We start from the raw sequence: 10,959 nt of genomic DNA on the forward strand, positions 1-10,959 counted from the left end.
GGTCAGGCACGTGGGCCTTGCGCGTCCGTCCGCGATGGTTCAACAATGCCGGACTCTACTTTTCGGGGCGTAGCGCAGCCTGGTAGCGCACCTGCCTTGGGCGCAGGGGGTCGGAGGTTCGAATCCTCTCGCCCCGATTTTTTCAAGTAGGGAGTGGATGCAGGTAGCCCGGCCCAGCTCCAATAGCTCAGCTGGATAGAGCACCGACCTTCTAAGTCGGGGGTCGCAGGTTCGAGTCCTGCTTGGGGCGCCAACCTGGCTGTCGTCACATTTGGGCCTTGAACTGGCCCGGCTTTCCACGGTAGGGAAGCCCCCGCTTCAAACGCCGTAGCGGTAACGGCGGCCATAGCTCAACTGGTTAGAGCGCTGGACTGTGACTCCAGAGGTTGCCGGTTCGACCCCGGTTGGCCGCCCACCTTCTTCCCCTGTTCGTAGGTTGCGCTCGTAGCTCAACTGGATAGAGCACCGGGCTTCGAACCCGGGGGTTGGGGGTTCAAGTCCCTCCGAGCGCGCTCCTCTCCTCTTTAGGCAGGCCCCGACTCCTTCGTGGGAGTCCCGAGTGGCGCCGCGAAGAGGGCCCCCGCCGGAAGACGTCCGACGGAGGCAGTCCTCACTTCAGCGCATCAGGCGTGGGACGCACCGTTGCTCTTGTCCGCCGTGGACGGGACGCGGCAGCGCAGCTCCGTCTCCGCCTCCAGCGCGAGCAGGTTCTCCCGCATCGCCTTGGCCCAGCGCGCGCGGGGTTGCTCCATCAGCTTCTCGTTCGCCAGCTCGATGGTCTCGCTGAGCTCCTCGTCCGAGAGCTCCGAGGCCGTCTTGCCCTTGTACGGACCGAACGCCACCAGCACGGCGCTCGCCTTCGGACGCGTGGGCGCCACGGTGGGCTGCACGTCCTCCTTCGTCGCCTCCACTTCCTTCGCGGGGAGCGGGGCCAGCGGGAGATCCACGTCCAGCTTCGCGGGGACCGCCTTCTCCTCCTTCGTGGGCGCGGTGGCCAGCGGGGTGGGGAAGGACGCCTTCACCGGTCCCGTCCTGGCGCCCAGCACCTCGTAGGCGCCGCCCGCGGGGACAGGCTCGGGGTGGGCCGAGGCCGAATCGAAGTCCTCCGCCGGCATCTCCTCCCGGACGTACAGTCCGCCGAAGGCCTCCGGGTACGCCTTGCGCAGGGCCGCCACCCGGGCGCACTTCTCGATCATCGTCGTGGGAATCTTGGCCCACAGCGGCGTCTGCTGGACGTAGCCGCTGAAGTCCAGCCACACCACCACGGGCAGCTTCCCGTCGCGCACCACCCGCGACCAGGCGCCCACCAGCGCGCCCTTGCGCTTGGCCGGGTTGAAGCGGTGCACCACCTCGCCTCGACCCTGGTCCACCACGATGTCGTCCTCGGCGAACACGGCGCTCGCCTGGATGCCCTTGAAGTCCGGGAAGCGCTCCGCGCGGGCGAGCATCCCGGCCTCGGAGGGCTGGAACTCGTACTTCGTCACCCAGTTGGGGCGCTCCCGGTTGCCGATGTTCTGCCTCCGCGCGACGCAGAAGGCTTCCTTGAGCAGCGGATCCAACCCGCTGCGCTTGCACTGCTCGATGAAGAGGGCGAACTCGTCCTCGCTGATGCCCCGGGGGCAGATGGTGCGCCGAATCAACTCCATGCGCTCCCGGCTCCAGCCGCCGAGCGCCGAGCCGGTGTCTTCCACCTTGGGGGGGATGTTGGCTTCCGTCACTGTCGTCTCCTGCATACGTCCTGCGCGAAAAGGGCGGACGACCTCCGTCCGCCCGCCTGTGCCTCGGCGGTTCACGTGCTCAGAGTCCCGGAATGGGGGCGCGTGCGAGCCCCGTGTCTCCGAGCACTCCGGACACACGGGTCGCCGTGGCCACGTTCAACAGTGGGCCCGTGGCTCTGTTTCATTCGGAATCCGGCCGTCCCCGGCGCCAGCCCGTCCAGCGGGCGGCGTGGCGTCCCATCCCGGACTGCGCGTCCTCGTGGGAGATGCCGTGCGTGGGGAATGCAGGGGAGACGAAAATACTTTTGACAGCGCGGGCGGCCTTCTGTAATTACCGCCGCCACTTGGACGTCACGCAGCCGACGGGCCAAGCGCAGTGCCGGGAGCGTAGCTCAATTGGCAGAGCAATGGACTCTTAATCCATAGGTTGTGGGTTCGATTCCCTCCGCTCTCATACGGGGTCTCTCCAGCGATGGAGAGACCCCGTTTGTTTTTCCGCAGCACGCATCCGTCGGGTGACGCGCGGCGGACGTTTCGCGGTATGTACGGCACAAGGCACGCGGCGCATCCGGGCGGGTGGCGAAACTGGTAGACGCACCAGACTTAGGATCTGGTACCGCAAGGTGTGAGGGTTCGAGTCCCTCCTCGCCCATTTCGCGTTGACCCGTTCGTGCCTATCCCCTAAAGGCGCACGTCCCACTTAACCGGCGCCGCTCGGGACGACTGTCCGAGAAGGCGGCGAGCGAGGCCCGTATGAAGGTCCAGGTCGAAGAGCTCTCTCCCATCGAGAAGAAGCTCTCCATCGAGGTCGAGTCCGCCCGGGTGGCGGAAGAGCTGAACCGCGCTTACTCCAGGCTTGGCCAGCAGGTGCGGTTGCCGGGCTTCCGACAGGGCAAGGTCCCCCGCCGCATCCTCGAGCAGCGCTTCAAGGACCAGGTCGAGGACGAGGTCATCCAGCGCGTGGTGCAGACGGCCTACCTGGACGCGGTGCGCGAGCACAACGTGGAGGTGGTGGCGAGCCCGCAGGTGACCAACCAGGGTCTCAAGGCCAACGCTCCCTTCAGCTTCGAGGCCCGGGTGGAGGTCAAGCCCAAGGTCGAGGCGAAGGAGTACGCGGAGCTGCCGCTGACCAAGGCGGACACCGCCGTCACCGACGAGCAGATCGACGAGCAGCTCGGCCGCATGCGCCAGTCGCTGAGCCGGCTGGAGCCCGTGACGGACCGCGACTCGGCGGCCTCCGGTGACTACGCGACGGTGGACTACGACGCCACCGTGGACGGCCAGCCGTTCGCCGGCAGCAAGGCCGAGGGCATCACCGTCCAGGTGCAGCCCGGTGAGCTGGTCGAGTCGAAGATCGCCGCGCTCGAGGGCGTGAAGGTGGGCGAGTCCAAGGACATCGACTACGCCTTCCCCGCCGACTACCGGGTGGAGGAGGTGCGGGGGAAGACGGGCCGCTTCCACGTCACCCTCAAGGAGCTCAAGAAGGAGATCTCCCCCGAGCTCAACGACGACCTGGCGAAGGAGACGGGCATCGCGCAGACGCTCGAGGAGCTGCGCGGCAAGCTGCGCGCCGACATGGAGCGCGCGCGCCGTTCGCAAGCGGACAACGACGACCGCGAGGCGGTGATGAAGGGCCTCGTGGAGCGCAACCCCTTCGAGGTCCCCCGCGCCATGGTGGAGCGCGCCATGGACTCCATGCTCCGCGGCGCCCTGCAGCAACTGCAGCGCTCGGGCGTGGACCCCAGCCGTCTGAACCTGGACTTCAACCGCCTGCGCGAGGAGATGCGCGAGAAGGCGACCCAGGAGGTGAAGGGGACGCTGCTGCTGGAGTCCATCGCCCTCAAGGAGGGCATCCAGGCGAGCGACGCGGACGTGGACGCGCGCATCGAGCAGCTCGCGGTGGAGGCGGGCCAGCCCGTGGAGGCCGTGAAGCGCTACTTCAAGGGCGCGGACGAGCGGCTCGGGTTGTCTCTGCGACTGCGCGAGGAAAAGACGATTGAATTCCTGAAGGGCCGGGCGAAGTATTCCTGACCTGAGGTTCGTCTTCGTCGAGCCGTCCCTTCGAGTCTTCTCCCGAGGTCGCCATGCCCTTCATGCCCGTTCCCTACGTCATCGAGCAGACGCACCGCGGTGAGCGCTCGTACGACATCTACAGCCGGCTCCTGAAGGACCGCATCATCATGCTGGGCACGGAGATCGACGATGACGTGGCCAACGTCATCGTCGCCCAGCTGCTGTTCCTCGAGTCCGAGGACCCGGACAAGGACATCAACATCTACATCAACTCGCCGGGCGGCTCCGTCACGGCGGGCATGGCCATCTACGACACGATGCAGTACGTCAAGCCGCCGGTCTCCACCATCTGCGTGGGGCAGGCGGCGTCGATGGGGGCCGTGCTGCTGCTCGCCGGGACGAAGGGCAAGCGCTACGCCCTGCCGTCCAGCCGCATCATGATCCACCAGCCGCTGGGTGGGGTGCGGGGCCAGGCGACGGACATCGAGATCCAGGCCCGCGAAATCCTGCGGATGAAGGCGAAGCTCAACGAGCTCATCGTCAAGCACACCGGGCAGTCCATCGAGCGCGTGGAGAAGGACACCGACCGCGACTACTTCATGGGCGCCACGGAGGCGAAGGCCTACGGAATCGTGGATGAAATCCAGAACCCCCGCAAGGTGGTGGGCCTGGGCAAGGACGAGAAGAAGTAGACGTTTGCCGGGGCTCGACGCCTCGGCCGGTGGCCGGAGCCGCGGGAATTCGCCCCCGCGCCTCCGGCTTTCTGCTTTCTGCGCCGACCCACTCCCCCTGTTAAGTACAGGGAAGGCGCGTGGACGTCCCTGATGGGGGCTGACTAGATTGGCCTGGAGCCGAGGCGGGTGGCGCTCGGGGCGGGCGGCTTTACAGGCGCAGCGAGGGATTTCATGGCGGGCAAGAACGTGGAGAAGCGAGACAACCAGACCCTCTGCTGCTCCTTCTGCGGCAAGTCGCAGAAGGAGGTGAAGAAGCTCATCGCGGGGCCGACGGTCTACATCTGCGACGAGTGCATCGGGCTGTGCAACGACATCATCGCGGAGGAGATCGACCGCGAGGAGACCAAGGACACCAAGCTGCGCATCCCGCGGCCCTCCGAAATCAAGGCCGTGCTCGACGAGTACGTCATCGGCCAGGAGCGCGCGAAGAAGACGCTGTCGGTGGCCGTGCACAACCACTACAAGCGCATCGAGTCCAAGGTCGCGCTCGAGGACGTGGAGCTCCAGAAGAGCAACATCCTCCTGCTCGGTCCGACGGGCAGCGGCAAGACGCTGCTGGCCCAGACGCTGGCGCGCATCCTCAACGTCCCCTTCACCATCGCGGACGCCACGTGCCTCACCGAGGCCGGCTACGTGGGCGAGGACGTGGAGAACATCATCGTCAACCTGCTGCAGGCCGCCGACCACGACATCGAGCGGGCCCAGCGCGGCATCGTCTACATCGACGAAATCGACAAGATCGCCCGCAAGTCGGAGAACCCCTCCATCACCCGCGACGTCAGCGGCGAGGGCGTCCAGCAGGCGCTGTTGAAGATCATCGAAGGTACGGTGGCCAACGTTCCGCCCAAGGGGGGCCGCAAGCACCCGCAGCAGGAGTTCCTGCAGGTGGACACCACCAACATCCTGTTCATCTGCGGCGGCGCGTTCGGCGGCCTGGATCAGGTCATCGAGCGGCGCCTGGGCGGGCGCAGCCTGGGCTTCGGCGCGGACATCCAGTCGAAGAAGCAGCGCAACCTGTCGGAGCTGCTCAAGCACGTGGAGCCGGAGGACCTGCTCAAGTTCGGCATGATTCCGGAGTTCATCGGCCGCCTGCCCATCATCACCGCGCTGGAGGAGCTGGATGAGCCCGCGCTCATCAACATCCTCAACCAGCCGAAGAACGCGCTCACCAAGCAGTACAAGAAGCTCTTCGAGCTGGACGGCGTGGCGCTGAAGTTCACCGACGGCGCGCTCAAGGCCATCGCCAGCGAGGCCATCCGCCGCAAGGCGGGCGCCCGCGGCCTGCGCTCCATCCTCGAGTCGGCCATGCTGGACGTGATGTACGAAATCCCGTCCCGCAAGACGGTCCGCGAGGTGCTCATCTCCGAGGAGGTCATCCTCAAGAAGAGCGAGCCCGTCGTGCTCCACGCCGCGGCGGAGAAGGAGCCCGCCGAGCCGAAGAAGGAATCCGCGTAAGTCGCGGACTCTGACGGGCCGCCCTCCGGTGTGGGCGGCCCCTGGGATGTGACGGAGCGCGTCAAGGGCCCTGCAACGGCTCCGACGCGCTCCTTGCGTTCAGGGCTGGCGGGGTGGCGCCGGCCTGTCGCCCACGGTTTTTGTGGGACGGGCGGGGGCGTTTCTGTATGTGCTGGCTCCATGAGACAGCTCCCCGTGCCTGCCTTGTTGATGCTCGTTGCCTGTGCTGGCTCGACGCCGGCGAAACGGGAGGTGCCCGTGGAGGCGCCGGCCCAGGAGGAACACGCGCGCATGGCTTACCCGGCGACTCGGGTGGACGCGGTGGTGGACACGCTGCACGGGGTGCAGGTGCCGGACGCCTACCGCTGGCTGGAGGATGAGAAGGCGCCCGAGGTCCAGGCGTGGATGAAGGCGCAGGACGTGCTGACGCGCGAGGCGCTGGCGAAGTCGCCCGTGCGTGACGCGCTGGCGAAGCGCTTCCGCGAGCTGTTCTACGTGGACTCCATCTCCATGCCGGCGCGCCGCGCGGGCCGCTACTTCTACGTGCGCACGCACAAGGACAAGGAGAAGGCGGTCCTCTACTGGCGCGACGGCGAGAAGGGGCAGGAGAAGGTGCTCCTGGACCCGAACGGCTGGAGCCAGGACGGCTCGGTGTCCCTGGGCACGTGGTCGCCGTCGTGGGACGGCAAGAAGCTGGTCTTCGCGCAGAAGCCCAACGCGGCCGACGAGGCCGTGCTGCACGTGGTGGACGTGGACTCGGGTGAGTGGTCCAAGGTGGACGTCATCGAGGGCGCCAAGTACGCGCAGCCCAAGTGGACGCCGGACGGCAAGGGCTTCTATTACGAGTGGCTGCCCACCGACCCCTCCATCCCCGTGGACGCGCGCCCGGGCTACACCAGCTTGCGCTTCCACAAGCTGGGCGACGCGCCCTCCAAGGACGCGGAGATCCACCCGCGCACCGGAGACCCGTCCACCTTCCTGCAGGGGGACCTGAGCCGGGACGGCCAGTTCCTGTTCGTCTCCATCCTGCGGGGCTGGATCGAAAACGACATCTACTGGAAGCGGCCGGGGGAGAAGGACTTCCGCCTGCTCGTGAAGGGCAAGGGCGCCAAGTACAACGTGCAGGCGTGGAAGGGCCGCTTCTACGTCACCACGGACGAGGGCGCCCCGCGCCAGCGCGTCTTCGAGGTGGACCCGGCGAAGCCCGCGCGCGCGCAGTGGAAGGAAATCGTTCCGCAGGACCCGGTGGCCGCGCTCCAGACGGTGAACATCGTCGGCGAGCACCTGGCGCTGGAGTACATGAAGGACGCGACGACGCTGGTGCGCGTGGCCACCCTGCAGGGCAAGCCCGTGCGCGAGGTGGCGCTGCCCGGCGTGGGCGCGGCCTCCAACCTGACGGGCCTGGAGGACCAGGACGAGGCGTACTTCGTCTTCACGTCCTTCACCACGCCCCGGCGCGTCTACAAGACGTCCGTGAAGACGGGGGAGTCCTCGCTGTGGGCGCAGGTGGAAGTGCCCATGGACCCGGCGGCCTACACGGTGGACCAGGTCTTCTACCCCTCCAAGGACGGCACCCGCGTGCCCATGTTCCTGGTGCACAAGAAGGGCCTGAAGCGCGACGGCACCGCGCCCACGCTGCTCTACGGGTACGGCGGCTTCAACGTGAACATGGAGGCCACCTTCCGCGGCAGCATCCTGCCCTGGCTGGACGCCGGCGGCGTCTACGCGGTGGCCAACCTGCGGGGTGGGGGCGAGTACGGCGCCGAGTGGCACGAGGCGGGCCGCATGGCGAAGAAGCAGAACGTCTTCGACGACTTCCACGCCGCCGCCGAGTACCTGGTCCGGGAGAAGTACACCCAGCCCAAGAAGCTGGCCATCCAGGGCGGCAGCAACGGCGGGCTCCTGGTGGGGGCGGCCATGACTCAGCGCCCGGAGCTGTACGGGGCGGTGGTGTGCCAGGTGCCCCTGCTGGACATGGTGCGCTACCACCTCTTCGGGAGCGGCCGGACGTGGATTCCCGAGTACGGGACGGCGGAGAAGCCCGAGGACTTCCAGGTGCTGCACGCCTACTCGCCCTACCACCACGTCAAGCCGGGCGTGGCCTACCCGGCGCTGCTCATGATGTCCGCGGACCACGATGACCGGGTGGACCCGATGCACGCTCGCAAGTTCGTGGCCGCGGTGCAGCAGGCGGCGGGCAACCAGGCCAAGGCGCTGCTGCGCATCGAAATGAACGCAGGACACAGTGGCGCGGACCAGGTGGCCAAGAGCATTGAATCCAGCGCGGACCTGTATGCGTTCCTTTTCGAGGCGTTGGAGGTTGGTGGGCTACAGGGTGGGGAGGCAGCGCAGGGTCGCTGACACAGGGAGGGGACGTCCGAGGAAGCTTCGGGTGTTCCCTTGATGGCAGCAGGTGGTTCCCCAATCTTGAGGCGGGGAACGGCGCCTGAAACCGACGTGTTATAGACGTGCTTCACCCCGGGTGTGCGCTCGCCGGACGAGCAACCGGGCAACTCTTCAGGGGCCTACCCTCCCGGTAGGCCAGCAGGTGGCGGATACATGTTCTTCGGACGTGACGACAAGAAGGAAGCCCAGAAGCGGGGACTCACCGTCCCGCTCTTGCCCCTTCGGGACATCATCGTGTTCCCGCACATGGTGGTTCCGCTGTTCGTCGGCCGGGAGAAGTCCATCGCCGCGTTGAAGGACGCGATGGCTCACAAGGGGCCGGACGACAAGGCCGTCATCCTGCTGGCCGCCCAGAAGAAGGCCAAGACGAACGACCCCTCTCCCGACGACATCTTCCACTTCGGCACCATGGGGCACGTCATCCAGCTGCTGCCCCTGCCGGACGGCACCGTGAAGGTGCTGGTGGAAGGGGTGAAGCGCGCGAAGGTGAAGAAGTTCCACCCGAACGACGCCTTCTTCATGGTGGAGGTGGAGGAGGTGGAGGAGCAGACGGAGAAGAGCGTGGAGCTGGAGGCGCTCGTGCGCTCCGTGCACTCCGTGTTCGAGGCCTTCGTCAAGCTCAACAAGCGGATTCCACCCGAGATGCTGATGCAGGTGGCCAGCATCGATGACCCGGCGCGGCTCGCGGACACCATCGTCGCGCACCTGTCGCTGAAGCTGAACGACAAGCAGGCGCTGCTCGAGACCGAGTCTCCCGCGAAGCGGCTGGAGAAGCTCTACGAGCTGATGCAGGGGGAGATCGAGATTCTCCAGGTGGAGAAGAAGATCCGCACCCGCGTCAAGAAGCAGATGGAGAAGACCCAGAAGGAGTACTACCTGAATGAGCAGATGCAGGCCATTCAGAAGGAGCTGGGTGAGCGCGACGAGTTCAAGAACGAGATCCAGGAGATTGAAGAGAAGCTGAAGAACAAGCGGATGAGCAAGGAGGCCACGCTCAAGGTCAAGAAGGAGCTCAAGAAGCTCCGGATGATGAGCCCGATGAGCGCCGAGGCCACGGTCGTCCGCAACTACATCGACTGGATCATCAGCCTGCCCTGGTACGACGAGACCCAGGACCGGCTGGACGTGACGGAAGCGGAGACGGTGCTCAACGAGGACCACTACGGCTTGAAGAAGCCGAAGGAGCGCATCCTCGAGTACCTGGCCGTGCAGCAGCTGGTGAAGAAGCTCAAGGGCCCCGTGCTGTGCTTCGTGGGACCTCCGGGCGTGGGCAAGACGTCGCTGGCGCGTTCGATTGCGCGGGCCACGGGCCGCAAGTTCGTGCGCCTGTCCCTGGGCGGCGTGCGTGACGAGGCGGAGATTCGCGGCCACCGGCGCACGTACATCGGCGCGATGCCGGGCAAGCTCATCCAGTCGCTGAAGAAGGCGGGCAGCAACAACCCGGTCTTCCTGCTCGACGAAATCGACAAGATGTCCACGGACTTCCGAGGCGACCCGAGCGCGGCGCTGCTGGAGGTGCTGGACCCCGAGCAGAACCACAACTTCAACGACCACTACCTGGACCTCGACTACGATTTGTCCAAGGTGATGTTCATCTGCACCGCGAACACGATGCACAACATCCCCGGTCCGCTGCAGGACCGCATGGAGGTGATTCGCATCGCGGGGTACACCGAGCCGGAGAAGCTCTCCATCGCCCGGCGCTACCTCATCCCGAAGGAGCAGGAGGCCAACGGGCTGACGGACGTGAAGGTGGACTTCAGCCACGAGGCGCTGCGGACCATCATCCACCGCTACACGCGCGAGTCCGGCGTTCGTTCGCTCGAGCGTGAGATTGGCGGCGTGTTCCGCAAGATTGCCCGCGACGTGCTGAAGAACGGCAAGCGGGACATCGAGGTGGACCGCAAGACGGCGATGAAGTTCCTGGGCACGCCGCGCTACCGCTACGGCGTGGCGGAGCGCGAGGACCAGGTGGGCATCGTCACGGGTCTGGCGTGGACGGAGCTGGGAGGAGAGATCCTCACCACCGAGGCCACCGTGATGCCGGGCAAGGGCAAGCTCATCATCACCGGCAAGCTGGGCGAGGTGATGCAGGAGTCCGCGCAGGCGGCCATGTCGTACGTGCGCAGCCGGGCGGACCGCTTCGGCATCGACCGCAAGGTGTTCGAGAACTACGACATCCACGTGCACCTGCCCGAGGGCGCGATTCCCAAGGATGGCCCCTCCGCGGGCGTCACCATCTGCACGGCGCTGGTGAGCGCGCTCACGCGCGTCCTCATCCGTCGGGATGTGGCGATGACGGGTGAAATCACGCTGCGTGGGCGGGTGCTGCCCATCGGCGGCCTGAAGGAGAAGACGCTGGCCGCGCACCGCGCGGGCATCAAGACGGTCCTCATCCCGAAGGCGAACAAGAAGGACCTGAAGGACATCCCGCTGAAGATTCGCAAGCAGCTGCGCATCGTCCCGGTGGAGTTCGTGGACGACGTGCTGCGCGAGGCGCTGGTGCTGGAGAAGCCCGAGGAGTTCGGCCGCGGCAAGCCGAGCACGGATGGGCTCAAGAGCCCCACGGCGGCCGAGGCCCCGTCGGCTCCGGCCTCGGCTCCGGCGTAACGGCTCTGACAGGAGAGGACTTC

General features: G+C 66.6%; 6 protein-coding genes and 6 tRNA genes. 11 read left to right on the forward strand and 1 reads right to left on the reverse strand.

Annotation, left to right across the window (positions count from 1 at the left end; genetic code table 11):
* Positions 1 to 63: 63 nt before the first annotated feature.
* The 4 genes from K8640_RS32435 to K8640_RS32450 all read left to right on the forward strand — a co-directional run bounded on the left by K8640_RS32435 (position 64) and on the right by K8640_RS32450 (position 512).
* Positions 64 to 137 (forward strand) — tRNA-Pro (locus K8640_RS32435).
* A 39-nt stretch (positions 138 to 176) separates the two neighbouring features.
* Positions 177 to 253: transfer RNA gene (locus K8640_RS32440), tRNA-Arg, on the forward strand.
* A gap of 86 nt (positions 254 to 339) precedes the next feature.
* Positions 340 to 413: transfer RNA gene (locus K8640_RS32445), tRNA-His, on the forward strand.
* A 25-nt stretch (positions 414 to 438) separates the two neighbouring features.
* A tRNA-Arg gene (locus K8640_RS32450) sits at positions 439 to 512 on the forward strand.
* Between the two features lie 111 nt (positions 513 to 623).
* Here the strand turns inward: K8640_RS32450 and bet are convergent.
* Positions 624 to 1,718, reverse strand: a complete 1,095-nt coding sequence (gene bet, locus K8640_RS32455) for a phage recombination protein Bet (RefSeq protein ID WP_370640423.1) — start codon at positions 1,716 to 1,718, stop codon at positions 624 to 626.
* 381 nt (positions 1,719 to 2,099) lie between these two features.
* On the opposite strand from bet, the gene K8640_RS32460 reads away from it, so the two are divergent.
* The 7 genes from K8640_RS32460 (at position 2,100) to lon (ending at position 10,936) form a co-directional block, all read left to right on the forward strand.
* Positions 2,100 to 2,172 (forward strand) — tRNA-Lys (locus tag K8640_RS32460).
* A 116-nt stretch (positions 2,173 to 2,288) separates the two neighbouring features.
* A tRNA-Leu gene (locus tag K8640_RS32465) sits at positions 2,289 to 2,370 on the forward strand.
* A 101-nt stretch (positions 2,371 to 2,471) separates the two neighbouring features.
* A complete protein-coding gene (tig, locus tag K8640_RS32470) occupies positions 2,472 to 3,749 on the forward strand; it encodes a trigger factor (RefSeq protein WP_223750605.1) in 1,278 nt (425 codons plus the stop codon).
* A gap of 53 nt (positions 3,750 to 3,802) precedes the next feature.
* Positions 3,803 to 4,423, forward strand: a complete 621-nt coding sequence (clpP, locus tag K8640_RS32475) for an ATP-dependent Clp endopeptidase proteolytic subunit ClpP (protein WP_046712192.1) — start codon at positions 3,803 to 3,805, stop codon at positions 4,421 to 4,423.
* A 213-nt stretch (positions 4,424 to 4,636) separates the two neighbouring features.
* A complete protein-coding gene (gene clpX / locus K8640_RS32480) occupies positions 4,637 to 5,920 on the forward strand; it encodes an ATP-dependent Clp protease ATP-binding subunit ClpX (protein WP_046712193.1) in 1,284 nt (427 codons plus the stop codon).
* A 291-nt stretch (positions 5,921 to 6,211) separates the two neighbouring features.
* Entirely contained in the window at positions 6,212 to 8,281 is a 2,070-nt protein-coding gene (locus K8640_RS32485; RefSeq protein WP_223750606.1) for a prolyl oligopeptidase family protein, read from the forward strand.
* 198 nt (positions 8,282 to 8,479) lie between these two features.
* On the forward strand, positions 8,480 to 10,936 hold the full coding sequence (gene lon / locus K8640_RS32490) for an endopeptidase La (RefSeq protein ID WP_223750607.1): 2,457 nt from the start codon (positions 8,480 to 8,482) through the stop codon (positions 10,934 to 10,936).
* Positions 10,937 to 10,959 lie beyond the last annotated feature (23 nt).

Origin of the sequence: Myxococcus sp. XM-1-1-1 (genome assembly GCF_020037095.1) — a bacterium.
Taxonomy (GTDB): Bacteria; Myxococcota; Myxococcia; order Myxococcales; family Myxococcaceae; genus Myxococcus; species Myxococcus fulvus.

Bases quoted from the DNA above. Each gene is read 5' to 3' on its own strand.
- tig (WP_223750605.1), top strand. From the start codon at position 2,472: ATGAAGGTCCAGGTCGAAGAGCTCTCTCCCATCGAGAAGAAGCTCTCC.
- clpP (WP_046712192.1), top strand. From the start codon at position 3,803: ATGCCCTTCATGCCCGTTCCCTACGTCATCGAGCAGACGCACCGCGGT.
- clpX (WP_046712193.1), top strand. From the start codon at position 4,637: ATGGCGGGCAAGAACGTGGAGAAGCGAGACAACCAGACCCTCTGCTGC.
- K8640_RS32485 (WP_223750606.1), top strand. From the start codon at position 6,212: ATGGCTTACCCGGCGACTCGGGTGGACGCGGTGGTGGACACGCTGCAC.
- lon (WP_223750607.1), top strand. From the start codon at position 8,480: ATGTTCTTCGGACGTGACGACAAGAAGGAAGCCCAGAAGCGGGGACTC.